This window comes from Salinicoccus cyprini, from assembly GCF_007713705.1.
GTDB lineage: Bacteria > Bacillota > Bacilli > Staphylococcales > Salinicoccaceae > Salinicoccus > Salinicoccus cyprini.
The window spans coordinates 525,249-550,113 of sequence record NZ_VMSJ01000001.1; the positions used below are offsets into that span (position 1 = coordinate 525,249).

The window sequence follows — 24,865 nt, forward strand, 5'->3', positions numbered from 1 at the left end:
CACGATGCGCATGAACTACCTCTATGACTTCTATCACACACTGCTGACAGACAAGCAGCGCAAATATATCGAACTGTACTATCTGGAGGACTTTGCCTTCAGTGAAATTGCCGAAGAGCTTGAAGTGACAAGGCAGGCGGTATATGATAATTTAAAGCGGTCGAAAGATCTGCTCGAGCATTATGAAGGCAACCTTGGCATGTACAGGAATTTTGTAACGAGACAGTCTCTCCTCAGACGTTTGAGGGAAAGGCTTGAATATAACGAAGACAAGGAAATCGCAACAATTTTAGATGAGCTTGAAGCGCTCGATTAGGAGGAGAAAATTATGGCATTCGAAGGTTTAGGAGAACGCCTCCAGGTGACGATGGATCGCATCAAGAGCAAGGGGAAGGTCACAGAGTCGGATGTAAAGGTGATGATGCGGGAAGTACGTCTGGCGCTGCTTGAAGCCGACGTCAATTTCAAAGTCGTCAAACAGTTCGTCAACCAGGTCAAGGAACGTGCCCTCGGATCCGACGTCATGCAGTCCCTGACACCGGGACAGCAGGTCATCAAGATCGTCAGGGAAGAGCTGACGGATCTGATGGGTGGAGAGAATCAGAGGATCAATCTCGGTACGAAGCCGCCGACAGTCATCATGATGGTCGGCCTGCAGGGTGCAGGTAAGACGACGACCGCAGGCAAGCTTGCTCTGCATCTCAGAAAGAATTTCAACAAAAAGCCGATGCTTGTTGCCGGCGATATATATCGTCCGGCGGCCATCGACCAGCTGGAGACGGTCGGCAGGCAGATCGACGTGCCGGTATTCTCGCTCGGTGACCAGGTCAAACCGCAGCAGATCGTGACCGAAGCACTGGCTCATGCCAAAGCAGAGCACCTGGATACGGTCATCATCGATACCGCGGGCCGCCTGCATATTGATGAGAACCTGATGAACGAGCTGAAGGATATCAAGGAGATCGCCAATCCGCATGAAATCATGCTCGTTGTCGATGCAATGACCGGCCAGGACGCGGTCAATGTCGCAGAGTCATTCAATGACCTGCTCGACATCACAGGTGTGACACTGACCAAGCTTGATGGGGACACACGAGGCGGTGCAGCACTATCCATCCGTACTGTGACCGAAAAACCGATCAAGTTCGTCGGTATGTCCGAGAAGATGGACGGGCTTGAAGCCTTCCACCCGGACCGCATGGCCCAGCGCATACTCGGCATGGGAGATGTACTTTCCATCATCGAAAAGGCCCAGGCCAATGTGGATGAGACGGACCAGAAGGCACTTGAGAAGAAGATCAAGGACCAGAGCTTTACACTGGATGACTTCCTTGCACAGATGGATCAGGTCAAGAACCTCGGTCCACTGGATGAACTGCTGAAGATGATGCCTGGTGCCAACAAGATCAAGGGGCTCGACCAGATGCAGATGAGCGGCAAGGAGATCGACCACGTCCAGGCCATCATCCGTTCGATGACCATGGCTGAACGTGAAAATCCCGGCATCATCAATGCCAGCCGCAAGAAGCGGATTGCCAGAGGCTCAGGCCGCAGTCTGCAGGAGGTCAACCGTCTTCTCAAGCAGTTCGGCGATATGAAGAAAATGATGAAGCAGATGACAAGCCAGAAGGGCAAGAAGAAGAATCCATTCGGCAATATGGGTCTGCCATTCTAAAACTGCTACCCTGTAAAGGAAAAAGTCTTTACAGGGTATTCTATTTCTGTTATAGTAGTAAAAGTGAAATTGAGAAATCGAAAGGAGTTAATAAAAAATGGCAGTTAAACTTAGATTGACACGCATGGGTTCCAAAAAGAAACCTTACTACCGTATCGTTGTTGCAGATTCCCGCAGCCCAAGAGACGGTCGTATCATCGAACAGATCGGTTCATACAACCCGGTTATAAAAAGTGATGACAATGTAACACTTGATGAAGAAAAAGCACTTGCATGGTTGCAGAATGGTGCAAAACCAAGTGATACAGTACGTAACATCCTGAGCAGCAAAGGTGTTATGGAACGTTACCACAATGCTAAACTCGGGAAATAATCCCGTATGAAACAACTGCTTCAAACAATTCTTGAACCGATGCTCGAACATCCCGAAGCGCTTGAGATCGAAGTGGAGGAGACGGAATATGATGTCTCTGCGAGGATCAGAGTCCACGAGGACGATGTCGGCCGTGTAATCGGCAGGCGCGGCCGCATGATAAAAGCGGTGCGCACCATCCTGTCGAATGCAAATCACGGCAGTTCAAAGAAAGTGTTTGTTGATGTCGACTAGGCACACCGGGCGGTGTGCCTTTTTTATATCATTACCAATTTGAGGAGGCAAATAATGAAAATCAGTATCGGCCGCCTGGTCAATTTTCACGGCATCCGTGGAGAAGTGAAAGTGCTGAGCGATTCGGACTTTGCAGAAGACCGCTTTTCACCCGGCAGCAGTGTGGAAGTAAAAGGGACTTCCTATACCATCGACAGCTACCGCAAGCATAAGAACTTCCATATGCTTAAATTCAAAGGTGTGGGCAATATCAATGAAGTGGAGCATCTGAAAGGATCGGATGTGCTTCAGGAAGCAGAGGCAGTGGACGTTCCGCTTGAGGAAGGGGAATACCACTACAGGGACATCATCGGTCTTGATGTATTGCTTGAAGAGACGCTGGAACCGATCGGTACGGTTTCCGACATATTCGAGACCGGTGCAAATGATGTCTGGGTGGTCGATGGTGACAGGCAGTATATGATTCCCTATATTGAAGATGTGGTGAAGAATATCGATCTCGAACGGGGTCATATCATCATCCATCCGATGGAGGGGCTGCTGGATTGAATATTCATTATTTGACACTGTTCCCGGAAATGTATGAAGGTGTACTCAATACGTCCATCCTCGGGCGGGCAAAGGAGAAGGGCATCGTCAGCTACAATGCAGTCAATTTCCGCGACTATTCCGGAAACAAGCACAACAAGGTCGATGACTATCCGTATGGCGGCGGTGCCGGCATGGTACTGAAGCCTGAACCTGTATTCAACGCAATGGAAGCAATGGATCTCAAGTCGCCGCGTGTCATACTGATGTGCCCGCAGGGCCGTCCATTCGATCAGAAGATGGCGGAGGAACTCAGCGAAGAGGAGGACATCGTCTTCATCTGCGGACATTACGAAGGATATGATGAACGCATCCGTACACTCGTGACGGATGAAGTGTCAATCGGCGACTACGTACTGACCGGGGGGGAGCTTGCGAGCATGACCATGACGGATGCCATCGTCAGACTGATCCCCGGTGTACTGAGCCGCGAGGAGAGCCACCAGGAGGATTCCTTCAGCACCGGACTGCTCGAGCATCCGCACTATACGAGACCCAGGGAATACCGAGGCATGGAAGTGCCTGAAGTACTGCTCAATGGCAACCATAAGCTGATCGAGGAATGGCGCCGTGAGGAGAGCCTGAAACGCACAAGGGAAAGAAGGCCGGACCTGCTTTCCGGCAAGTAGCACATATTTACATTTTACCCGTTGAAAGCGGCGGATGATTATGGTAATATTATACGAGTGTCAAAGCACACATATACACAATCATCCGCTGCTATGTTCGGCAAGATAATTGGAAGAAGGAGAAGATAATATGTCACAGCAATTAATCAATGAGCTGACAAAAGAACAGCTTAAATCAGATCTGCCACAGTTCAAGGCCGGAGACACTGTACGTGTTCACGTACGTATCGTCGAGGGTTCACGCGAGCGTGTCCAGATCTTCGAAGGTGTAGTAATCAAACGTCGCGGAGGCGGAATCTCCGAAACATTCACAGTCCGCAAGATTTCCTACGGTGTTGGTGTTGAGCGTACATTCCCTGTACACACTCCAAAAATCGAGAAAATCGAAGTGACACGCCGTGGTCGTGTACGTCGTGCGAAACTGTACTACCTGCGCAACCTGCGTGGTAAAGCTGCACGTATCAGAGAAATCCGATAGAACCACAAAAATGCCTGACAGTTCACCTGTCAGGCATTTTTTATTTGAATCGGCGTTTCAGTCTGTTTCTGATCCCGAACAGGTCCAGATAGATGAAGCTGATCAGCAATGAAAGGATGCTTATCATGAGTGTCACCAGGAAGTATGGCGGTGAGTAGGAGATTGTGATGACCCGGTCGTCTGCACCAGGTTCAAAACCGGTCATCAGATAGTTTGCACGGAATGCATCAAGGTCCCCGGAAGCATCACCTGCAACCTTCATGCCGTCGCGATAGACGATTGGCACACTGGCTATTCCTGCTCTCGGTTCTGCCAAAGTAATCTCGTAGGTATTGCCTTTTTCGGATACGGTGTACTCTGGATCTGCTTTTTCACTTTCCTGTTCAAGTGTCTGGTAGTCTTCAATGCGGATGGACTGCAGTTCCACTGCATACTTCCCGCTTGAGAAGGTGATCGGCACTTCTTCCTGCAGTTCGACACGATATAGAAGATCATCTGCATATGTCCGGTATTTGCTTGTGGCGAAAAGCCTTTCATTCGGATAGCCGTCGACATTGATGGTGAACCGTTTGTTGGGTTCGATCATTTCGACGTGCATTTCAATATAGACATCTGCATTGTCATACTGGTCGACCAGCGAACTGAAATTCAAATTCAGACCGCCACCGTCTTCAGGCACATCAAGTACGCCATCGGAAAGGGTGGCATTCTGTGCCTCCACCGGAACTTCGTCGATCAGATTTTCTGTCGGTTCTGCCTGAGCGGTCGGTTCGAGCGCATCTGTCACAATTCCGTTGATCATCGCATGCTCGCGTGCGAGCGGGTGATCGAGCGCATCCGGATTGTAGACATCCGTGGCATATCTGATGAAGGGCAATGGGGCGTCATTCTCATAGATCGTATATGTGCCGTCATCCGTGATCGGACTGAACTTCAGTGGAATGCCGTAAGTATCTTCATCCCGCATCATGTAGTCCACATTGAACAGCGAGAAAAGGTTGCTGCGCGACTGGAAGGTGGAGTAGCGGCTGATGGTCTCATAGCGGATATTCACTTTCAGGTCATTATAGTAGAAGTCGATGATTTCCCCATCGATGATGCTCGAATAGATGCTTGTGCCGTTGAAGCCCATGTACATCGGTGTATTATCCTGATCCCTCACCTTATAGTCGAGCTTCTGTTCAGGGGCTTTCATATCCTGGATCCGTTCGATGTTATATTTCTGGCGGTCACTGGCATAGTGGTTGCTGTTGATATAGAAAAGATGGTTGCGGTCGGTGATGCCGTCATGGTAGATCTGTGTATTGGTGTGGGAGGCACTCACCACTGCTGTAAACAGGACGAGCAGCACGGCATTCACACCTTGCAGTACAGGCTGTCTGCCTTTCAGATAGACGAGCAGGAAGCCTACCAGATGGATGACGGGCACCATGTATACCCAGATGACGACATCCTCCTTGAAGTATATCGATAGGGCCAGAATGATGTAGACCGGTATCAGACTGACTGCGTACTGCCTGATGCCTACTTCCCTGAAACGGGTGAGATACTGTGCAATGAGCACGGCATGGAAGAATACAAGCATGTAGTGCCAGCGCTTCTGCGGCTGCTGGAATCCATTGAACAGCATGTCGATATAGGGTGACAGTGTAAACAGCATGAAGATGATGGTCAGTACGGCGAATACTCTATAGAAGTAGCGTGTATACAGTTTCGGCGTGAACAGGGCCTGGATCGCAATGAACAGGATGATGACAAGATAGTTCTCATAGAAGATATTATCCTGCCAGTCCAGTTCTGAAAACATCGGCACATCCACTTCATACTCGCGGTCGTCGTTGTTCAGGAAGCCCCGTACGGCATGGAAGAACGCAACGACGGATATGCCGGCCCCGATCAGGGCGGAAGGCACGGCAAGCTTCAATGTCTGGATGCGGGGCAGGTCACTCTGCCGCCTGAAGATGAGACGGACCGCCAGATAGACGACGGCGATGATGAGCTGGTAGTAGCCGAAGTAGAAATTGTTGATCAGTGTGGCGGCCGTTGCAAATATGAACAGGCCGGGTTTCTTTTTGCGGATGACGAGTTCGAGTGCCCAGAGTGTAAGCGGCAGCCATATGAAGACGTCGCTGAAAAAGGACCAGAAGACCGTAAACCTGAAATAGGTCGGAGAAGCAGCGAATATGAAGCCGCCGATGATGCCATGAAGCGGTCTGACGCCGATGGTCAAAAGGAACCGGTATGTAAAGTAGATGATGAGGAACGCTTTCAGGATTGATATGAAAAATGCATTGAATGCCCAGAAATCCACCGTCGACGTGTCGAAACCGGTCAGTATCTCACCGGCTCTGACGAAGATGATGTTGATATAATAGATGATATTCGTCGAATAGTAGTAGGCGAGGTCCGTATAGAAGTCTCCGCCGAGTCCGAAATCGGTATCGTAGAACCATGTGCCTTCCTTGAACTTTTCATAGAGATAGAGCTGCATGGGCAGCATCTGCTCGAGCCCATCATTGGCACCTGTCATGAATACCTGTTTTTTTGTGTCATCAGGTGCAACCAGGCGCCACAGTACGTAGACATGGGAGATGACCGCGAGAAGTGCGATGATCATGATGTTTCTCATCCCTTGCAGCCTCGATTTCATTGTATCCATCCAATCAACCTTCCTTATCTTTCAGTACCCACCGTGTAATGCCGTAGGTGATCGGTACAGTGATGATGAGCACCGGCAGGGGTGCGATGATTTCATTCCATCCCAGCTGGTCGACCAGTACATAGAGAAGCAGCGTCTGCATGCCCATGTTGATGACCTGAGTGAGGGGGAACTTGAGAAACTTCAGCAGTGTCGGTCTGACGCCATATACGAAGTGGCAGTTCAGAAAATAGGAGATGATGAAGGCCGTGATGAATCCTCCGAAATGCGCTGCAATATAGAACAGGCCGGCGTATACCAGGATGGTGTACACACCGTAGTAGACGGCCGTATTGATCAGGCCGACAAGGACGAAACGGATGAATTCACTGGTGATACTGCTTCTCATGGCGTCCTCCCTGCTTTGTTTCATTCCCTGACGATTCCCTGACGATATATTTCGGCCGGTTCTTGGTCTCGATATAGATGCGGCCGACATACTCGCCGATGATGCCGAGTGAAAAGAGCTGGATGCTGCCGAGCAGCAGCAGGCTGGCAATGATGGTGAAGTAGCCGGGCACTTCCACACCATGAACGGCAATATTCACGAACATATAGAGAATGTAGGCAAGGGAAGCCATGAGGACGACGAGCCCCAGATAGAAGCATACTCTGAGCGGCCGGTGGTTGAAAGCGCTGATGCCATCTATCGCATAATCGAGAAGTTTCAGCGGATTGAATGTTGAACTGCCGGACTCGCGCTCGATATGATCGAATTCTATGACTGTCTTATTGAACCCGACCCATTCGAAAATGCCTTTTGAGAAGCGGTTGTTTTCGCTCAGTGTCAGAATGGCCTCGACCACTTTTCTTGAAATCAGCCTGAAATCTCCTTCGCCGTCCTCAAGATGCACAGTACTGGTGAAATTCATCAATTGATAGAAGAGCTTCGATGGCAGACGGCGGGAGAGCGGTTCCTTGGCCTTATTCCTTTTCGCGACCACCTGGTCGAAGCCTGCTTCATACTGCTCTATGAGTTCCGCAATCAGTGACGGGGGGTGCTGCATATCCCCATCCATGATGATGACGGCGTCTCCCGACGCCTTTTCGAGGCCGGCAATGATGGCAGCTTCCTTGCCGAAATTTCTGGAAAATGAAAGATAGCTGATTTTCGGACCGGCTATTTCCCTGAGCTCGGTCAGTGTCCCGTCAGTCGACCCGTCATCGATGAAGATGACCTCATACGGCCGGCCGAGTACTTTCATCACCGAGACGATCTCTGTGTGCAGTGCGGGTATATTTTCCGCTTCATTGAGTACAGGAACAACGATCGAAATCATTTTCCCACCTCCTGTCATTTTATTAAACATTGGTATTATTATATAATATAGAAATAAAATAATGAAACAAAACAAAAGATATATATAAGTAGAGGTGCACTATAATGAGTATCAACTGGTTTCCAGGCCATATGGCCAAAGCAAGAAGAGAAGTGGAAGAGAATCTGAAGAAGGTGGATGTGGTGATCGAGATACTGGATGCAAGAATCCCTCATTCAAGCCATAACCCGATGCTGGATGAAATCACCCAGCATAAGCCGAGAGTCGTTGTACTGAACAAAGTCGATATGGCAGACAGAAAAGAGACGGACGCATGGATGGCGCGATTCAAAAGCGAGGGCAAGTACCCTGTGGCACTTGATGGCAGAAATAATCACATCATCAAAAAGATAGAGCCGTTGGCAGTCCGGGCAACAGCCGAAATTTTTGAGCGGATGGAGAAGAAGGGGATCGGCCGCCGCGCAATCCGCGCGATGATCATCGGCATACCGAATGTCGGCAAGTCGACCGTCATCAATAATATCGCCAAAAAGAAAATCGCAAAGACCGGCAACACTCCGGGTGTAACGAAACAGCAGCAGTGGATCAAGGCAGGAGAGCAGATGGAGCTGCTCGACACACCGGGTATTCTATGGCCGAAGTTCGAAGATGAAATTACGGGGAGGAAGCTGTCTTTGACAGGTGCGATCAAGGATGCGGTCGTCCCCCTTGATGAAGTGGCCATCTACGGCATCGAGTTCCTCCTGGCGCATGATCCGGAGCGTTTCAACCAGTTCTACAACATCAATGTATCGCCATCCGATGAAATCGTCGATGTCTTCGACGCCATCGGCAAGTCGCGCGGCCTGAAAGCCGGCGGCAACGAGATCAACTATGAAGCGGTCACCAACCGCATCATCTACGATATACGCAACGGCAAGATCGGCGGCTATACGTTTGATAAGGCAGATGCATGAAGACGATAAAAGAGATCGAAACGGAAGTGTCGGCCTATACTTCAATGGATGAAATCAGTACATCCATCCATGCCGGCGATGACCGCAAAGGGGTCATCAGACTGCTTGAAAAGCATCGCAGGCGCCTCCGGAGCGAACAGGCGCAAAAGGACAAGTACAGCGCAATGAGCCGCTATGAGAACAGTCTCCGGGGCGAGGTCCGCCATATCGCAGGCATCGATGAAGCAGGACGCGGCCCGATTGCCGGTGAAGTGGTGGCTGCCGCTGTCATACTGCCGGAAGGTTTCTACCTGCCGGGCCTCGATGACTCGAAGAAGCTGTCACTGAAAAAGCGGCTGGCTTTCCGGGAAATCATCATGGAACAGGCGGACTACGGCATCGGCATCGCCAGCGTCCGGGAGATCGATGAACTGAACATCTATCAGGCCAGCCGTCTGGCCATGAAGCGGGCGGTCGAGAACCTGGATGCTGTTCCGGGTCATCTGCTGGTCGATGCCATGACACTGGACACAGGGATTCCCGAAACTTCGATCATCAGAGGAGATGCCAATTCCGTGTCGATAGCAGCAGCCAGCGTCATCGCCAAAACGGAACGTGACATGATGATGGCGGCCTATGATTCATCTTATCCGGGATACGGATTCGGGGGCCACAAGGGGTATGGAACAAAGGATCACCTGGAAGCGCTTCATACCCTTGGCGCAAGCGAGATCCACAGGCAGACATTCGAGCCTGTAAAAAGTATTCTTTTCTCTAGATAATTTTGTGAATTCAGTTTACTTATATGAATACCTTTTCTATAATTGGGTGGTAAGGTTTAAAAAAGTCTTAGGAGGATGAACATGAATATCCATGAGTATCAAGGGAAAGAAATTTTTCGCTCCATGGGCGTAGCCGTGCCTAACGGTAGTGTGGCGTATACACCTGAGGAAGCTGTGGAAGCAGCAAAAACTCTAGATTCCAGTGTATATGTTGTCAAAGCACAGATCCACGCCGGTGGCCGCGGTAAAGCAGGCGGTGTCAAAATCGCCAAATCACTTGATGAAGTGAGAGAATACGCCAAAGAACTTCTCGGTAAAGTCCTCGTAACACATCAGACGGGCCCTGAAGGCAAGGAAGTGAAACGTCTCCTTGTCGAAGAAGGCTGTGATATCCAGAATGAATTCTACATCGGCTTCGTCATCGACCGTGCAACTGACCGTGTCGTACTGATGGGCTCTGAAGAGGGCGGTACGGAAATCGAGGAAGTGGCGGCAGAAACGCCTGAAAAGATTTTCAAGGAAGTCATTGATCCTGTAGTCGGACTCATGCCGTACCAGGCAAGAAGACTGGCGTTCAATATCAATATTCCGAAGGAATCCGTAGGCAAGGCAGCCAAACTCATGCTTTCCCTATACAATGTGTTTACTGAAAAAGACTGTTCCATTGTAGAGATCAATCCACTTGTTACTACTGGAGAAGGCAGCGTGCTCGCATTGGACGCCAAAGTCAACTTTGATGCCAATGCGCTCTTCAGAAACAAGGATATTGTTGAACTCCGTGACAAGGATGAAGAAGATCCGAAGGAGATCCAGGCATCCAAATACGATCTTTCCTACGTTGCACTTGATGGCAACATCGGCTGCATGGTCAATGGTGCAGGTCTTGCCATGGCAACCATGGATACGATCAACCACTTTGGCGGCAGACCCGCGAACTTCCTCGATGTAGGGGGCGGCGCAACGACGGAGAAAGTGACGGAAGCCTTCAAGATCATCCTCGGTGATGAAGGGGTCGAAGGCATATTCGTCAATATTTTCGGTGGAATCATGAAGTGTGATGTTATTGCCGAAGGTGTCGTCGAAGCCGTCAAAAACGTCGGTCTGGAAATTCCGCTTGTTGTCCGTCTGGAAGGTACGAATGTCGACCGCGGCAAGGAGATCCTCGAGCAGTCCGATTTCGACATCATTCCGGCAAGCACAATGGCGGAAGGTGCCAAGAAGATCATCGAAGCAGTCAATCAAAATAAATAATAACGGAGGAATCTACTGTGGGTGTATTTATCGATAAGGATACAAAAGTCCTAGTTCAAGGTATTACTGGATCAACAGCACTGTTCCATACGCAGCAGATGCTTGAATATGGCACGAAGATCGTTGCTGGTGTCACACCAGGCAAAGGCGGCCAGGAAGTCGAAGGCGTGCCTGTATTCAATACGGTCGAAGAAGCAAAAGAGAAGACAGGCGCAAGTGTTTCCGTCATCTATGTGCCGGCACCATTTGCTGCAGATGCAATCGTCGAGTGTGCCGATGCTGAGCTTGACCTTGCCATCTGTATCACAGAGCACATTCCGGTACTCGATATGGTCAAGGTGAAGCGCTATCTGGAAGGCAAGAAGACCCGTCTTGTCGGACCGAACTGTCCGGGTGTCATCACAGCGGACGAGTGCAAGATCGGCATCATGCCGGGCTACATCCATAAGAAGGGCCACGTCGGCGTTGTCAGCCGTTCAGGCACACTGACTTATGAAGCGGTGCATCAACTGACAGAAGCCGGAATCGGCCAGACAACAGCTGTCGGAATCGGCGGAGACCCGGTAAACGGCACGGATTTCATCGACGCATTGAAGGCGTTCAATGAGGATTCCGAGACGGAAGCGGTCGTCATGATCGGCGAAATCGGCGGTACAGCTGAAGAGGAAGCGGCTGAATGGATCAGAGACAACATGAACAAGCCGGTTGTCGGATTCATCGGTGGTGTAACAGCGCCCCCAGGCAAACGCATGGGCCATGCGGGTGCCATCATTTCAGGCGGCAAGGGAACTGCAGACGAGAAGATCAAGACGATGAATGCATGCGGCATCGAGACTGCAGACACACCATCCGAAATCGGGGAAACACTGATTGCACGCATCAAAAAAGAAGACGGCCTCTATGAGAAGTGTCTGACTGTAAAGTAATTGTCATATAAGCTGATGAAACTGTTCAAAAGCACGGAATCCCGTTTGGGAATCCGTGCTTTTTTGCATTTATTTCCAAACGATTTAACTGGATGGTAAACAGCAGGCTGGCCAGTTTCTACTATAATTATTCTTATGAATAAGGAGGTGTCCCATGGACAGGATCTGTTTAAGTTTTGCAGGCGTGACTGCACATGAATATAAAGTGCTGAATGGAAAAATAAATGAAAAAATGACGGGCGGATTAAGACAGAAAGTATCCTATGCAAAAAGTCTAGAAGGCGAATTGCTCGCTCAAAGTCTGACGGACGAAGGAATCGGGTATATGACCATTGAAGATGAAAATTATCCGGTCCTGCTCAAGGAGATCCACGATCCGCCATACATCCTGTACTACCGGGGAGAAGCTGCTCTCATGCAGAGGCGGATGCTCGGTATTGTCGGCAGCAGGAAGGCGACCTGCTATACCGGAACCGGACTCAAAAGCATTCTTCCGGAACTGGACAGGGATATCGCAATAGTCTCCGGGCTGGCACATGGTGCGGATGATCTGGCACACTTGAAAGCGATGGAGAATGGCTTCTCGACAATCGGTGTGCTTGCATTCGGCCATGGGACCCATTATCCTCGGAGCACATGGAATACCAGACTCAAAATGGAGGGCGAAGGGCTCGTCATCAGTGAATATCCGCCAGCCACACAGGTCGCAAAGTGGCGCTTTGTTGCACGCAACAGAATCATAGCGGGACTGTCGGAAGGTATCCTCGTCACTGAAGCCGAGGCCAGAAGCGGCAGCCTGATTACGCTTGATATGGCGCTCAATGAGAACCGTCATGCCTACTGCATGCCGGGGAATATCCATGCCCTGCAGTCGAAAGGGACGAACTTGAGAATCCAGGAAGGTGCCAAAATGGTGCTGTCCGGTGCGGATATAATGGAGGATTTCAACAGCTAGTTTTCAGGGAAACATGAAAATTTAAAATATATTATAGTTGACAAACAATTTTACTTCACTGTATTATTTGGATTTGAAAACACAACAGAAGGGGGCAATCGGGCTGTGGCAGATAATCTGGTCATTGTAGAATCACCTGCAAAAGCAAAAACGATAGAGAAGTACCTCGGCAAACGATACAAGGTTGTTGCGTCGATGGGTCACGTTCGTGATTTGCCTCGCAGTCAAACGGGGATAGATACTGAAAACAATTATGAGCCTAAATATATTACAATTCGCGGGAAAGGGCCTCTACTCAAGGATTTGAAGAAAGAAGCCAACAAAGCGAAGAAAATATTCCTGGCGAGTGACCCGGACCGCGAAGGTGAAGCAATCGCATGGCACTTGAGCCATGCACTTGGAGAAGATAAGGAATACTACAGGGTAGTGTTCAATGAAATAACAAAGGATGCAGTAAAGGACAGCTTCAAGCACCCGGGGGAGATCAACCAGAAGCTTGTGGATGCACAGCAGGCACGCCGCATACTCGATCGTCTGGTCGGCTATAATATCTCACCTGTATTATGGAAGAAAGTGAAAAAAGGGCTGTCTGCCGGCCGTGTACAGTCTGTTGCGCTCAAGCTGATCATCGATCGTGAAAATGAAATCAGATCGTTCAAACCGGAAGAATACTGGACGATCACCGGACAGTTCAAGTATGGCAAAAGCACTTTTGAGGGCAAGTTCAACCGTCTGGCTGATGAGAAGGTCAAGCTGAAGACGAATGAAGATGTCAAATACGTCCTGTCCAAGCTCGATGGTGATGCATTCAATGTTGATTCTGTTGAAAAGAAGGAGAAGAAGCGTTTCCCGGCCAAGCCGTTCACGACTTCCTCCCTCCAGCAGGAAGCAGCGAGAAAGCTCAACTTCAAAGCAAGGAAAACAATGATGGTCGCCCAGCAGCTCTACGAAGGGATAGACATCAAGAAGGCCGGAACAATCGGTCTGATCACTTATATGAGAACCGATTCCACGCGGATCTCTCCTGTCGCACAGAAGGAAGCGACCGATTATATCGAGAATGAATACGGCAACAGCTTTGTCGGTCCAAAGCCATCCGGCAGGAAGACTGAAGGCAGCCAGGATGCCCATGAGGCAGTCCGTCCGACTTCAGCAAACCGGACGCCTGAGAATATGAAGCAGTATCTGACACGGGACCAGTACAGACTGTACAAACTCATCTGGGACCGTTTCATCGCCAGCATGATGGCACCTGCAATACTGGATACTGTACGTATGGAAATGTCGAATAACGGCGTAATCTTCAGAAGCAATGGCCAGACGATCAAGTTCAAGGGCTTCATGCAGATCTATGTGGAAAGCAAGGATGACGAAGAGGAGGAGCTCAACAACCGTCTGCCGGAAATCGCGGAAGGCGAAACGACAAAATCCGAACAGATCGATCCAAAGCAGCACTTCACACAGCCACCGCCGCGCTTTACTGAAGCCAGGCTCGTCAAGACACTTGAAGAAGTGGGCATCGGCCGTCCATCGACCTATGCACCGACGCTTGATACGATCCAGAAGCGGAACTATGTCAAAGTCGATCAGAAGCGTTTCATACCGACAGAACTCGGAGAAATCGTCAACCAGTCGGTGACCCAGTACTTCCCGGATATCATCGATGTCGATTTTACACGGACGATGGAGAAGAGCCTTGATGATATCGCTGAAGGCGATGCGTCATGGGTGGCCGTCATCGACGAATTCTATAAAGGTTTCGAGCCCCAGGTGTCCCGGGCGGATGAGGAAATGGAGAAGATAGAGATCAAGGACGAGCCTGCCGGTGAGGACTGCGAAAAATGCGGTTCGCCGATGGTCTACAAAATGGGCCGCTACGGCAAGTTCATGGCATGCTCCAATTTCCCCGACTGCCGCAACACCAAGGCGATTGTCAAATCGATCGGCGTCAAATGCCCGAAATGCAACGAAGGCGATGTCGTCGAACGCAAGTCGAAGAAGAACCGGATCTTCTACGGCTGCGACCGCTATCCGGAATGCGACTTCATCTCATGGGATCGTCCGATCGGCAGAAATTGTCCGAAGTGCGAGCACTATCTGGTCGAGACCAAAAAAGGCAAGAAGGCAAAAGTGAAATGTACCAACTGTGATTATGAAGAAAAGGCTGAATAATTAAGGCATCCATATTTTTATATGGGCCTTTTTATTGGGTCCGAGCAAAATATTATAAATATTCGTATTATTTTGTGCAAAATAGAATCAAATGGTTTAATATGTATTATTGGATACAAGAAATCAGTGCCCTGTAACAGCGGCGGTATCCCGAATGTTCAAGTGTTTCTGCAGAGAAATACAAAGGTGAAGGCGGGGGTTTTATGGATCATCTTGAAAAGTTCTTGCAGCAGCTCACATACCAGCGGAATCTTTCTGCGCATACAGTCGACAACTACAGGAGGGATATTTCGGAGTTCCTTCTTTTCCTCGGCGAGGAGGGCCTGAGCATTGAGACCTTCAAGTACATGGATGCAAGAAACTATCTCAACATGCTGTATCGGAAGCAGTTGAAGAAATCCACAGTATCCAGAAAAATATCAGCTTTACGAAGCTTCTATAATCATCTGATCGACAAGGGTGCCATTTCTTCCAATCCATTTACAAGCCTGCCGAATCCGAAGAAGGAAAAGCCGCTCCCCGGCTTCCTCTACGAAAATGAAGTACGGGGACTTTTCGATTCCCTGGATCGGAACGCGAAAATGCATGAGCGGGATCTGGCCATTCTGGAGCTGTTCTACGCGACAGGCATGCGGGCTTCCGAGCTGCTTGGCCTGACATTGTCGCGCATCGATTTCGACCATGGTCTGCTTAAAGTCGTCGGCAAGGGAAATAAGGAAAGAATATTGCCCTTCGGGACACATGCTTCCGATGCATTGAAGTGCTACATCGACAAGCATCAGGACAGGATCGAAGCGGATGGCCCTCTGTGGATCAACCACCGGGGTGGCCCTCTGACAGATAGGGGTCTCAGGTATGTCATCGACATGCTGGTCAAAAAAAGTGCCAGTGATCTTCATCTGCATCCGCATAAGATCAGGCACACCTTTGCGACGCATATGCTCAACAACGGGGCTGACCTGAGAGCCGTGCAGGAACTGCTCGGCCATGAATCACTGTCGACGACCCAGAAATATACGCATGTGTCCAAGGAGCAGCTTAGAAAAACCTATCTTGAGCATCATCCAGCTAATCAGAAGAGGTGAAACAATGGCAATAAAAGGTACAACGATATTTGCCATCCGTCATAACGGTAAGATGGCGATGGCAGGCGACGGACAGGTGACACTCGGCAACCAGGTCGTCATGAAGCATACCGCACGAAAAGTCAGACGCCTGTTCGATGACAAGGTCGTCGCAGGGTTTGCCGGCAGTGTAGCGGATGCATTCACACTATTCGAGAAGTTCGAAGCGAATCTCTACGCGTACAACGGCAACATGACGCGGGCAGCTGTAGAGCTTGCCAAGGAGTGGAGAGGCGACAAGATCCTAAGGCAGCTCGAAGCCATGCTTATTGTCATGGACAAGGAGACACTGCTGCTTGTCAGTGGCACAGGGGAAGTCATCGAACCGGATGACGGCATCCTTGCCATCGGCAGCGGCGGGAACTTCGCACTCAGTGCAGGTCGTGCCATGAAACGCCATGGAGATGCGCTCAGTGCCGAGACGATTGCCAGGGACAGCCTGCTCATTGCAAGCGAAATCTGTGTCTTTACAAATGACCATATCACTGTGGAAACGATCGAATAAAAGGAGCGTTTGAATTGAGACAAAATCTTACTCCAAGGGAGATTACTGCGAAGCTTGATGACGATATCATCGGTCAGCAGGAAGCGAAACGCAAAGTGGCGATCGCAATGCGCAACCGCTATCGCCGCATGCTGCTTGACCCTTCACTGAAAGATGAAGTCATCCCTAAAAATATACTCATGATCGGCCCGACCGGCGTCGGTAAGACGGAGATTGCCAGAAGGATGGCCAGATTGACCGGCGCACCGTTTTCAAAAGTGGAAGCAACAAAGTTCACTGAAGTCGGCTATGTGGGCCGCGATGTCGAAAGCATGGTGCGTGACCTGGTTGAAGCCAGTGTACGCATGGTCAAGGAAGAGAAGATGAAGTTCGTGGAAGATGATGCCGAGCAGCTTGCCGAGGAACGGCTTGTCGGCCTCCTTGCACCAGGGGAGAAGCGCCGGCAGACGAGCTCGAATCCTTTTGAAATGTTCATGAACCAGCAGTCTGAAGATGAGCAGGAAGAAGTCACTCCTGAAGTAAAGGCCAGGCGCATGAATCTCAGGGAGAGGCTCAAAGCCGGGCTGCTCGAGGATACGGATGTGACGATCGAAGTCGAGCAGGAACAGAATCCGATGGGCATGATGCCACCGGGAATGGATGCCGGGGGCATGCAGGATATGCTGAAGCAGTTCATGCCGAAGAACAAGCATAAGCGCACCATGCCGGTCAAAAAGGCCCGTGAGTACCTGAAGCGCGAAGAGGCCGAAAAGATTGTAGACACCGACAATGTCAATGATGAGGCCATTACGCTTGCCGAGACGATGGGCATCATCTTCATTGATGAGATGGACAAGATCGCCAAAGGCGGCCAGAACTCGGGCGATGTCTCAAGGGAGGGGGTCCAGCGCGATATTCTGCCGATTGTCGAAGGCAGCACTGTCCAGACGAAGTACGGTCCGATAGATACCGAGCACATTCTGTTCATCGGTGCAGGCGCTTTCCACGTTGCCAAGCCGAGCGACCTGATTCCTGAACTTCAGGGACGCTTCCCGATCCGTGTCGAACTCGACAAGCTCAAGGCCGACGATTTCGTCAGAATACTCAAGGAGCCGAAAAGCTCCCTGCTCAAGCAGTACGAAGCGCTGCTTCGAACAGAAGAGGTATCCATTTCATTCACCGACGAAGCAATCGGGGAAATTGCATCCATTGCCTTTGAAGTGAATAATGATACGGATGATATCGGCGCAAGAAGACTGCATACCATACTTGAAACACTGCTTGAAGAGCTTCTGTTCGAAGCGAGTGGCATGCAGGGTGCCCATGTGGAAATTACAAAGCAGTACGTGGAATCGAAACTGAACAACATCAAGTCTGATAAGAACTTGAGTGCATTCATACTATAAACCTAAAGGAGATTTACTGATGAACCTACTACAGAAAACAAGAGAGATCAATAAGCTTATACAAAGCAACCACGGCGTTAAAGTCGACTTCAAGGAAGTATCCGAAAAAGTGAGCCGGGTGCTCGAGTGCAACGTATTCATCGTTTCAAGACGCGGCAAGCTGCTTGGATATGGCATCAATCAGAAGATTGAAAATGATCGTATCGTCGACATGCTGGAAGAAAGAAGATTCCCTGACGAATATGTGGATAAAATCATGAGAATCAGCGAAACACAGGAAAATATCGAGTTTGAAGATGAACTGACGGTCTTCCCGACAGAAGATTCCTTCCAGGACTCCGAAACTTGCATCGTACCGATATTCGGTGGCGGCGAGCGACTTGGTACACTCGTCCTCGGCCGTGTATCCAAAGCCTTCCATGAAGATGATCTGGTACTTGCAGAGTATGCCGGCACAGTGGTAGGCATGGAGATTCTCCGCGAGAAGCAGGAAGAGATCGAGCAGAAAGCGCGTGACAAGGCGAGCATCGCCATGGCGATCCGTTCCCTGTCCTATTCCGAAAGGGAAGCAATCGAGCATATCTTCGATGAGCTGGATGCGGATGAAGGTCTGCTTGTAGCGTCAAAAGTTGCTGACCGGGTCGGCATTACACGTTCCGTCATCGTCAATGCACTGCGTAAACTTGAAAGTGCCGGTGTCATCGAATCCCGTTCCCTCGGCATGAAAGGGACATTCATCAAGGTCAAGAAAGAGGACTTCCTGCCTGAACTCAGAAAAGAAAGCTAAACAGCAATCTGGGGGTTTGATTTACAAGACTATATATGTTATAGTATTAAACGGCTGAAAACAGCCCACTACACACAGTAGAGTGAATTGGAGACTGGTGCCTTGCGGTCGTTTCCAAAGCTGTACTGGAGGAAAAAACCAGAGGAGGAAATTAATCATGGCAGTAATTACTATGAAGCAACTGCTTGAAGCTGGTGTACATTTCGGTCACCAGACACGTCGTTGGAATCCTAAGATGAAGAGATACATCTTCACGGAAAGAAACGGCATCTACATCATCGATCTGCAGAAGACAGTCAAAAAAGTAGGGGAAGCTTACGATTTCGTTAAAAGCATCTCTGAAGAAGGCGGAAAAGTTCTGTTTGTTGGTACTAAGAAACAGGCTCAGGACGCAATTAAAGAAGAAGCGGAGCGCGCTGGTCAACTCTACGTCAACCAAAGATGGCTCGGTGGTATTCTGACGAACTACAAGACAATTTCAAAGCGTATCAAACGCATCAATGAAATTGAAAAGATGGAAGCTGACGGCACATTTGAAGTACTTCCTAAGAAAGAAGTCATGGAACTTCGCAAAGAATACGATCGTCTGATCAAATTCCTCGGCGGTATCCGCGACATGAAGGAAATGCCTAAAGCACTCTTCATTGTAGACCCTAGAAAAGAACGCAATGCAATCATGGAAGCTAAAAAACTCAACATTCCGATCGTCGCAATGGTTGATACCAACTGTGATCCGGATGAAATCGACTACGTTATTCCTGCAAACGATGACGCTATCCGTGCTGTCAGACTCATGACAAGCAAGATGGCTGACGCAGTCCTCGAAGGACAGCGTGGCGTATCTGATGAAGAAGTCGCTGCAGAACAGAACATCAATATGGACGAAAGTTCAGAAGAGGCTGTAGAAGCAGGCGAAAGATAATAAAGTGTTTGACAATGGTGATAAGTAGCTTATTCTTATCACCATTTTTAAAAGATGGGAAGCTTTTCCCGGTCAATAATACGATTCCAGGAGGATGAAAAATGGCTATTTCTGCAAAATTGGTTAAAGAACTGCGTGAAAAAACAGGCGCTGGCATGATGGATTGTAAAAAGGCGCTTCAGGAAACTGATGGTGACCTCGACAAAGCGGTAGACTATCTCCGTGAAAAAGGGATCTCTAAAGCTGCTAAAAAAGCAGACCGTATCGCTGCTGAAGGTATCGTCCATGTGGCATCCAAAGGCAATGACGGTGTCATCGTGGAAATCAACTCTGAAACCGACTTCGTTGCACGCAACGTCGAGTTCCAGCAGCTTGTCAAAGATATCGCAGATCACATCCTTGAAACTAAACCTGCTGATATTGAAGCACTCAACGCTTCTGAAATGAATGGCAAGAAGGTTGAAGATGTCATGAACGAAGCAGTCGCTAAAATTGGTGAAAAGCTCACTCTTAGAAGATTCGCTCTTGCTGAGAAGACGGATAACGACGCATTCGGCGAATACCTCCACATGGGTGGACGCATCGGTGTGCTTACACTTGTTGAAGGTTCAACTGATTTCCAGGCAGCAAAAGATGTTGCTATGCATGCTGCAGCACTGAATCCTAAATATGTCTCCAAAGACCAGGTATCACAGGAAGAACTTGAGCACGAAAGAGAAGTTCTGAAACAGCAGGCCCTTAATGAAGGCAAGCCTGAGAAGATCGTCGACAAGATGGTGGAAGGCAGAATGCGCAAGTATCTCGAAGAGATCTGCATTGTGGACCAGCCATTCGTCAAAGATGCTGACCAGACTGTTGAACAGTTCCTGAAATCAAAAGGTGGAGAACTCAAAAACTTCATCCGCTTTGAAGTGGGCGAAGGCCTCGAGAAAAGACAGGAAAACTTCGCAGACGAAGTTATGGGTCAAGTGAATAAATAATAAAAAGACACTTCGGTGTCTTTTTTTCTAAACAGATAGAACATTAAATTATGTAAGGATGGAGACATATGCCTGAGACTTCCAAATATAAACGTATTGTACTGAAACTGAGTGGAGAGGCCCTGGCTGGAAACGATGGTTTCGGCATCAACCCGGTCGTAATCAAGAATATTGCAGAGCAGGTTGCAGATGCCAAAAGTCTTGGTGTAGAGATTGCCGTCATCGTCGGTGGCGGCAACATATGGCGCGGAAAAGTAGGCAGTGATCTTGGTATGGACCGTGGGACTGCGGACTATATGGGAATGCTTGCGACAGTAATGAATTCCCTTGCGCTGCAGGATAGTCTGGAGCAGCTGGGCTGTGAAACACGCGTGCTTACATCGATCGAGATGAAACAGGTTGCTGAACCCTATATCAGAAGGCGTGCAATCAGACACCTTGAAAAGGATCGCATCGTCATTTTTGCAGCCGGCATCGGCAACCCGTACTTCTCCACCGACACTACAGCTGCGCTCCGTGCAGCTGAAGTGGAGGCGGATGTCATCCTGATGGGTAAAAACAATGTGGATGGTGTCTATTCAGCTGATCCGAAGCTCGATACGACTGCCTTCAAGTACGATACACTGACGTATATGGAAATGCTGCAGGAGAATCTGCAGGTCATGGATGCGACTGCTTCATCCTTCTGCATGGACAATGATATACCGCTTGTGGTATTTTCGATTACAGAAGATGGCAACATCAAACGTGCTGTTTCAGGTGAGACGATCGGTACGGAAATCAAAAAGTAATGGGAGAGAACTAGTATGAGTGAATCTGTCTTGAAAGATACGAAATCGAAGATGCAGAAATCTTTGGACAACCTGAGCCGTGAACTGGCTGCAATCCGCACAGGCCGGGCGAATGCGAACATGCTCGACCGTGTAACGGTCGACTACTACGGTGCTCAGACACCAGTCAACCAGCTTGCAGGCATTTCGGTGCCGGAAGCACGGATGATCACAGTGACACCTTACGACAAAGGTTCCGTGGATGATGTATTGAAAGCCATCCAGCAGGCAGACCTTGGTGTCAACCCGACAAGCGATGGTACGATGATCCGCATCACTGTCCCTCAGCTGACTGAAGAACGCCGCAAGGAGTTCGTTAAAGATGCACGCAAGGAAGGCGAGAATGCCAAAGTTGCAGTGCGTAATGTCCGTCGCGATGCCAACGATGAACTGAAAAGCCTCCAGAAGGATGGGGAGCTCACAGAAGATGATCTGAAAGGCTACACGGAGGATGTCCAGCAGCTGACAAACGACTATATCGTGAAAATCGACAAGATGTGTGATGAAAAAGAAAGCAATATCATGGAAGTCTGATTCATTATCCAAAGGGCAGGATTTTCCTGCCTGTTTTTTTATGTCCTCTATTCTGTGGTAGAATAAAGTGATTGAGGACTCCATATTATCAATGTATACTAATAATTATAATGCTTCAGGAGGATTGTTATGTTTGGTTGGAAGAAGCACAAGAAGACCGATTCCGATAAAGCGCTGCCCGAACATATCGCCATCATCATGGATGGAAATGGAAGGTATGCCAAAAAGAAAAATAAACCAAGAGTGCATGGTCACTATGAAGGCATGCAGAATGTAAAGAGCATTACAAGGCATGCTTCGGATCTCGGTATAAAGTATCTGACACTATATGCTTTTTCCACAGAGAACTGGTCCCGGCCGAAAAGTGAAGTAAGCTATCTGATGAAGCTGCCGGGAGATTTTCTAGGGACATTCCTGCCTGAGCTCATCGAGAAGAACGTCAGGATAACGACCATCGGAAACCTGGATGGCCTGCCCATACATACGACGAAAGCAGTACGGCATGCAGTGGAGAAGACGGCTCACAACACGGGGCTCAATCTCATATTTGCACTCAACTATGGTGGGCGTGATGAACTGATACAGGCTTTCCAGGTGATGGCCGAGCAGGTATCCAATGGAGAACTTGCAGCACGTGAAATTACACCAGAGATGGTGGACAGCCATCTGATGACATCCAGTGTACCTGATCCGGAAATGCTCATACGCACCAGCGGAGAATACAGATTGAGCAACTTCCTGCTGTGGCAGTCATCATACAGCGAACTTTTTTTCACAAATACGCTGTGGCCGGAATTCACAACAGATGAACTCGACCATATGATTTCCCAATACCGCAAACGTGAGAGAAGGTTCGGGGGACTTAACCAGGAGGAGGAATGACATGAAGACACGGACAATCACTGCAATACTCGCACTGTTGATTTTTGTACCTATTGTTGTCCTTGGTTCATGGCCGCTGCTCATCGCAGTCTTTCTTCTGGCCTATACTGCCCTGTATGAAATACTCAAGATGAACCGGATCCATATATTCTCCATACCGGGCATGCTGTCGATGGTGGCACTCTTCATCATCATGATGCCGCAGGACGCCTATATGCCCCATATATCGGTCTTCCAGGTGGATCTCATCATTGTCATGGCACTGCTGATGCTGAGCTTTACGGTAATCAGCAAGAACAGGTTTTCTTTTGTGGATATGGGTTTCTGCGTCCTTGCAGTCGCCTATGTCGGCATCGGCTTCATGTATTTCTATGAAACGCGGGAAGCCGGCATCATCTACATACTATATGGCCTTCTGATCGTCTGGGTGACGGATACCGGTGCCTATCTTTTCGGACGCGCCATGGGAAACCGGAAACTCTGGCCCCAGATCAGCCCGAACAAGACAGTGGAAGGATTCCTTGGCGGCATCTTCTGCAGTGTCCTGCTGGCCTTGATCTTCTATTTTACAGGCTGGATTGATGAAATAAACATATTCCTGCTCCTTGTACTTACCATGATCCTCAGCATGTCGGGCCAGCTCGGAGATCTCGTCGAATCCGCTCTGAAACGCCATTTCGACATCAAGGACTCAGGTCAGCTCCTACCCGGACACGGCGGGGTTCTGGACCGTTTCGACAGCTTCATTTTCGTTCTGCCGCTGATGAACATCCTGCCGCTGATAAACTAAACCGAAATACAGGTGAACTCAATGAAAACAATTTCCATTCTAGGGGCAACAGGCTCCGTCGGTACCCAGGCCCTGACGGTGATAGCGAATAATCCCGATCATTTCAGGCTTGGCAGCATCTCAATCGGCACCAATACAGCTCGTCTTGAGGAGATCCTTGAAATATTCACCCCTGCGCTTGTCAGCGTCGGCAATGACGCCGATCGTTCTCGCCTTGCGGCCAAGTATCCGCATATCGAATTCACTTTCGGCCCTGGCGGGCTGCTTGAAGTGGCGAGGGATGATTCCGACCTTCTCCTTACAGCCATCATGGGGAGCGTCGGACTTGAGCCGACACTTGCTGCAATCGAGTCCGGCAAGGATATTGCACTTGCCAACAAGGAGACGCTTGTTGCTGCCGGTGAGATTGTCATGGCAAAAGCGAAAGAGAAGAATGTATCGATAATTCCGGTGGATTCGGAGCACTCTGCGATATTCCAGTGCCTGCGTGGCGAGAATAGAAGTGAGATGAAGCGTATTATTCTGACAGCAAGCGGAGGGTCATTCCGGGACCTGTCACGGAGCGAGCTTTCTGATGTGACGCTCGAACGGGCACTTGACCATCCGAACTGGTCGATGGGACGCAAGATCACCATCGATTCGGCAACGATGATGAACAAGGGGCTTGAAGTCATTGAAGCGAAATGGCTGTTCGATGCGGAAGTCGACCAGATTTCCACCATTCTGCATCGCGAAAGCACCATCCATTCCATGGTGGAATTTGTCGACAACAGCATCATGGCACAGATGGGCACGCCGGATATGAAGACAGTCATCCAGTTCGCCTTCAGCCACCCGGAGCGGCTGCCGACAAACCAGCAGCTGGATCTCGATGCACTCAGCCAGCTGAATTTCAGGCCGATGGATCTCGAGCGCTTCAGGATGCTCGCACTCGCCTATGATGCCATCCGCACGGGCGGCACGATGCCTGCTGTCATGAATGCAGCGAATGAATACGCAGTGAACCGTTTCCTGAATGGAGAGCTTTCGTTTCTTGAAATAGAAGAGATTGTCGAATCCCGTATGCAGAGTCATGATCCGGTAAAGAATCCGGATCTCGATACGATTCTATACTATGACCGGCTGTACAAGTCTGATATGAGGTGATTGA

The 24,865-nt window shown here is 49.4% G+C and carries 27 protein-coding genes; 24 read left to right on the forward strand and 3 right to left on the reverse strand.

What is annotated here, in order from left to right:
* Positions 1-4: 4 nt before the first annotated feature.
* The 7 genes from FO441_RS02530 to rplS all read left to right on the forward strand — a co-directional run bounded on the left by FO441_RS02530 (position 5) and on the right by rplS (position 3,977).
* On the forward strand, positions 5-316 hold the full coding sequence (locus FO441_RS02530; RefSeq protein ID WP_145287305.1) for a putative DNA-binding protein: 312 nt from the start codon (positions 5-7) through the stop codon (positions 314-316).
* A gap of 12 nt (positions 317-328) precedes the next feature.
* Positions 329-1,675, forward strand: coding sequence for a signal recognition particle protein (gene ffh / locus FO441_RS02535; RefSeq protein WP_145285323.1), 1,347 nt, complete (start codon positions 329-331; stop codon positions 1,673-1,675).
* A 97-nt stretch (positions 1,676-1,772) separates the two neighbouring features.
* On the forward strand, positions 1,773-2,048 hold the full coding sequence (gene rpsP / locus FO441_RS02540; protein ID WP_145285326.1) for a 30S ribosomal protein S16: 276 nt from the start codon (positions 1,773-1,775) through the stop codon (positions 2,046-2,048).
* A gap of 6 nt (positions 2,049-2,054) precedes the next feature.
* A complete protein-coding gene (locus FO441_RS02545; RefSeq protein ID WP_145285329.1) occupies positions 2,055-2,282 on the forward strand; it encodes a KH domain-containing protein in 228 nt (75 codons plus the stop codon).
* Between the two features lie 54 nt (positions 2,283-2,336).
* Positions 2,337-2,831 (forward strand): ribosome maturation factor RimM, encoded by a 495-nt coding sequence (gene rimM, locus FO441_RS02550; RefSeq protein ID WP_145285331.1) that lies wholly within the window; start codon positions 2,337-2,339, stop codon positions 2,829-2,831.
* The gene (gene trmD / locus FO441_RS02555) at positions 2,828-3,499 is read left to right on the forward strand and encodes a tRNA (guanosine(37)-N1)-methyltransferase TrmD (protein ID WP_145285334.1); all 672 of its coding nucleotides are present in this window, start codon (positions 2,828-2,830) and stop codon (positions 3,497-3,499) included. Before rimM ends, trmD begins: the two co-directional genes overlap by 4 nt.
* Before the next feature lie 130 nt (positions 3,500-3,629).
* The gene (gene rplS, locus FO441_RS02560; protein ID WP_145285337.1) at positions 3,630-3,977 is read left to right on the forward strand and encodes a 50S ribosomal protein L19; all 348 of its coding nucleotides are present in this window, start codon (positions 3,630-3,632) and stop codon (positions 3,975-3,977) included.
* 40 nt (positions 3,978-4,017) lie between these two features.
* Here the strand turns inward: rplS and FO441_RS02565 are convergent, their stop codons facing one another.
* The 3 genes from FO441_RS02565 to FO441_RS02575 are packed head-to-tail and all read right to left on the reverse strand — an operon-like array spanning position 4,018 to position 7,955.
* The gene (locus FO441_RS02565; RefSeq protein ID WP_145285340.1) at positions 4,018-6,636 is read right to left on the reverse strand and encodes a YfhO family protein; all 2,619 of its coding nucleotides are present in this window, start codon (positions 6,634-6,636) and stop codon (positions 4,018-4,020) included.
* 4 nt (positions 6,637-6,640) lie between these two features.
* Positions 6,641-7,024 carry a GtrA family protein gene (locus FO441_RS02570; RefSeq protein WP_145285343.1) on the reverse strand — a complete coding sequence of 128 codons (384 nt, stop codon included), beginning with the start codon at positions 7,022-7,024 and terminating at the stop codon, positions 6,641-6,643.
* A complete protein-coding gene (locus tag FO441_RS02575; protein WP_145285345.1) occupies positions 7,002-7,955 on the reverse strand; it encodes a glycosyltransferase family 2 protein in 954 nt (317 codons plus the stop codon). The genes FO441_RS02570 and FO441_RS02575 overlap by 23 nt, the downstream gene beginning before the upstream one ends.
* A gap of 104 nt (positions 7,956-8,059) precedes the next feature.
* On the opposite strand from FO441_RS02575, the gene ylqF reads away from it, so the two are divergent.
* The 17 genes from ylqF to FO441_RS02660 all read left to right on the forward strand — a co-directional run bounded on the left by ylqF (position 8,060) and on the right by FO441_RS02660 (position 24,861).
* Positions 8,060-8,911, forward strand: coding sequence for a ribosome biogenesis GTPase YlqF (gene ylqF / locus FO441_RS02580; RefSeq protein WP_145285348.1), 852 nt, complete (start codon positions 8,060-8,062; stop codon positions 8,909-8,911).
* Complete coding sequence (locus FO441_RS02585; protein ID WP_145285351.1) at positions 8,908-9,672, forward strand: ribonuclease HII; 765 nt, start codon at positions 8,908-8,910, stop codon at positions 9,670-9,672. The genes ylqF and FO441_RS02585 overlap by 4 nt, the downstream gene beginning before the upstream one ends.
* Positions 9,673-9,753: 81 nt before the next feature.
* Positions 9,754-10,923, forward strand: a complete 1,170-nt coding sequence (sucC, locus tag FO441_RS02590; RefSeq protein WP_145285354.1) for an ADP-forming succinate--CoA ligase subunit beta — start codon at positions 9,754-9,756, stop codon at positions 10,921-10,923.
* Positions 10,924-10,940: 17 nt separating this feature from the next.
* Entirely contained in the window at positions 10,941-11,849 is a 909-nt protein-coding gene (gene sucD / locus FO441_RS02595) for a succinate--CoA ligase subunit alpha (protein ID WP_145285356.1), read from the forward strand.
* 154 nt (positions 11,850-12,003) lie between these two features.
* Complete coding sequence (gene dprA, locus FO441_RS02600) at positions 12,004-12,804, forward strand: DNA-processing protein DprA (protein ID WP_145285359.1); 801 nt, start codon at positions 12,004-12,006, stop codon at positions 12,802-12,804.
* Between the two features lie 105 nt (positions 12,805-12,909).
* A complete protein-coding gene (gene topA, locus FO441_RS02605) occupies positions 12,910-14,976 on the forward strand; it encodes a type I DNA topoisomerase (RefSeq protein WP_145285363.1) in 2,067 nt (688 codons plus the stop codon).
* Between the two features lie 203 nt (positions 14,977-15,179).
* Entirely contained in the window at positions 15,180-16,061 is an 882-nt protein-coding gene (gene xerC / locus FO441_RS02610) for a tyrosine recombinase XerC (RefSeq protein ID WP_145285366.1), read from the forward strand.
* Positions 16,062-16,065: 4 nt separating this feature from the next.
* Positions 16,066-16,605 carry an ATP-dependent protease subunit HslV gene (gene hslV, locus FO441_RS02615; protein WP_145285369.1) on the forward strand — a complete coding sequence of 180 codons (540 nt, stop codon included), beginning with the start codon at positions 16,066-16,068 and terminating at the stop codon, positions 16,603-16,605.
* Between the two features lie 14 nt (positions 16,606-16,619).
* Positions 16,620-17,990 carry an ATP-dependent protease ATPase subunit HslU gene (gene hslU / locus FO441_RS02620; RefSeq protein WP_145285371.1) on the forward strand — a complete coding sequence of 457 codons (1,371 nt, stop codon included), beginning with the start codon at positions 16,620-16,622 and terminating at the stop codon, positions 17,988-17,990.
* A gap of 19 nt (positions 17,991-18,009) precedes the next feature.
* On the forward strand, positions 18,010-18,777 hold the full coding sequence (gene codY / locus FO441_RS02625) for a GTP-sensing pleiotropic transcriptional regulator CodY (RefSeq protein ID WP_145285374.1): 768 nt from the start codon (positions 18,010-18,012) through the stop codon (positions 18,775-18,777).
* A 157-nt stretch (positions 18,778-18,934) separates the two neighbouring features.
* On the forward strand, positions 18,935-19,699 hold the full coding sequence (gene rpsB / locus FO441_RS02630; RefSeq protein WP_145285377.1) for a 30S ribosomal protein S2: 765 nt from the start codon (positions 18,935-18,937) through the stop codon (positions 19,697-19,699).
* Between the two features lie 101 nt (positions 19,700-19,800).
* Positions 19,801-20,679 carry a translation elongation factor Ts gene (gene tsf / locus FO441_RS02635; RefSeq protein ID WP_145285380.1) on the forward strand — a complete coding sequence of 293 codons (879 nt, stop codon included), beginning with the start codon at positions 19,801-19,803 and terminating at the stop codon, positions 20,677-20,679.
* 68 nt (positions 20,680-20,747) lie between these two features.
* Positions 20,748-21,470, forward strand: coding sequence for a UMP kinase (gene pyrH / locus FO441_RS02640; protein ID WP_145285382.1), 723 nt, complete (start codon positions 20,748-20,750; stop codon positions 21,468-21,470).
* 15 nt (positions 21,471-21,485) lie between these two features.
* A complete protein-coding gene (frr, locus tag FO441_RS02645) occupies positions 21,486-22,043 on the forward strand; it encodes a ribosome recycling factor (RefSeq protein WP_145285385.1) in 558 nt (185 codons plus the stop codon).
* A 129-nt stretch (positions 22,044-22,172) separates the two neighbouring features.
* Positions 22,173-22,925 carry an undecaprenyl pyrophosphate synthase gene (locus FO441_RS02650; RefSeq protein ID WP_145285388.1) on the forward strand — a complete coding sequence of 251 codons (753 nt, stop codon included), beginning with the start codon at positions 22,173-22,175 and terminating at the stop codon, positions 22,923-22,925.
* 1 nt (position 22,926) lies between these two features.
* Positions 22,927-23,715, forward strand: a complete 789-nt coding sequence (locus tag FO441_RS02655; protein WP_145285390.1) for a phosphatidate cytidylyltransferase — start codon at positions 22,927-22,929, stop codon at positions 23,713-23,715.
* 21 nt (positions 23,716-23,736) lie between these two features.
* Entirely contained in the window at positions 23,737-24,861 is a 1,125-nt protein-coding gene (locus FO441_RS02660; RefSeq protein ID WP_145285393.1) for a 1-deoxy-D-xylulose-5-phosphate reductoisomerase, read from the forward strand.
* The last annotated feature ends 4 nt before the right edge of the window (positions 24,862-24,865 follow it).

Bases quoted from the DNA above. Each gene is read 5' to 3' on its own strand.
- FO441_RS02530 (WP_145287305.1), top strand. From the start codon at position 5: ATGCGCATGAACTACCTCTATGACTTCTATCACACACTGCTGACAGAC.
- hslV (WP_145285369.1), top strand. From the start codon at position 16,066: ATGGCAATAAAAGGTACAACGATATTTGCCATCCGTCATAACGGTAAG.
- tsf (WP_145285380.1), top strand. From the start codon at position 19,801: ATGGCTATTTCTGCAAAATTGGTTAAAGAACTGCGTGAAAAAACAGGC.
- FO441_RS02655 (WP_145285390.1), top strand. From the start codon at position 22,927: ATGAAGACACGGACAATCACTGCAATACTCGCACTGTTGATTTTTGTA.
- rpsB (WP_145285377.1), top strand. From the start codon at position 18,935: ATGGCAGTAATTACTATGAAGCAACTGCTTGAAGCTGGTGTACATTTC.
- FO441_RS02565 (WP_145285340.1), bottom strand. From the start codon at position 6,636: ATGGATACAATGAAATCGAGGCTGCAAGGGATGAGAAACATCATGATC.
- FO441_RS02585 (WP_145285351.1), top strand. From the start codon at position 8,908: ATGAAGACGATAAAAGAGATCGAAACGGAAGTGTCGGCCTATACTTCA.
- frr (WP_145285385.1), top strand. From the start codon at position 21,486: ATGAGTGAATCTGTCTTGAAAGATACGAAATCGAAGATGCAGAAATCT.
- rplS (WP_145285337.1), top strand. From the start codon at position 3,630: ATGTCACAGCAATTAATCAATGAGCTGACAAAAGAACAGCTTAAATCA.
- FO441_RS02650 (WP_145285388.1), top strand. From the start codon at position 22,173: ATGTTTGGTTGGAAGAAGCACAAGAAGACCGATTCCGATAAAGCGCTG.
- FO441_RS02660 (WP_145285393.1), top strand. From the start codon at position 23,737: ATGAAAACAATTTCCATTCTAGGGGCAACAGGCTCCGTCGGTACCCAG.
- rimM (WP_145285331.1), top strand. From the start codon at position 2,337: ATGAAAATCAGTATCGGCCGCCTGGTCAATTTTCACGGCATCCGTGGA.
- rpsP (WP_145285326.1), top strand. From the start codon at position 1,773: ATGGCAGTTAAACTTAGATTGACACGCATGGGTTCCAAAAAGAAACCT.
- FO441_RS02575 (WP_145285345.1), bottom strand. From the start codon at position 7,955: ATGATTTCGATCGTTGTTCCTGTACTCAATGAAGCGGAAAATATACCC.
- ylqF (WP_145285348.1), top strand. From the start codon at position 8,060: ATGAGTATCAACTGGTTTCCAGGCCATATGGCCAAAGCAAGAAGAGAA.
- FO441_RS02545 (WP_145285329.1), top strand. From the start codon at position 2,055: ATGAAACAACTGCTTCAAACAATTCTTGAACCGATGCTCGAACATCCC.
- dprA (WP_145285359.1), top strand. From the start codon at position 12,004: ATGGACAGGATCTGTTTAAGTTTTGCAGGCGTGACTGCACATGAATAT.
- xerC (WP_145285366.1), top strand. From the start codon at position 15,180: ATGGATCATCTTGAAAAGTTCTTGCAGCAGCTCACATACCAGCGGAAT.
- sucC (WP_145285354.1), top strand. From the start codon at position 9,754: ATGAATATCCATGAGTATCAAGGGAAAGAAATTTTTCGCTCCATGGGC.
- codY (WP_145285374.1), top strand. From the start codon at position 18,010: ATGAACCTACTACAGAAAACAAGAGAGATCAATAAGCTTATACAAAGC.
- ffh (WP_145285323.1), top strand. From the start codon at position 329: ATGGCATTCGAAGGTTTAGGAGAACGCCTCCAGGTGACGATGGATCGC.
- FO441_RS02570 (WP_145285343.1), bottom strand. From the start codon at position 7,024: ATGAGAAGCAGTATCACCAGTGAATTCATCCGTTTCGTCCTTGTCGGC.
- pyrH (WP_145285382.1), top strand. From the start codon at position 20,748: ATGCCTGAGACTTCCAAATATAAACGTATTGTACTGAAACTGAGTGGA.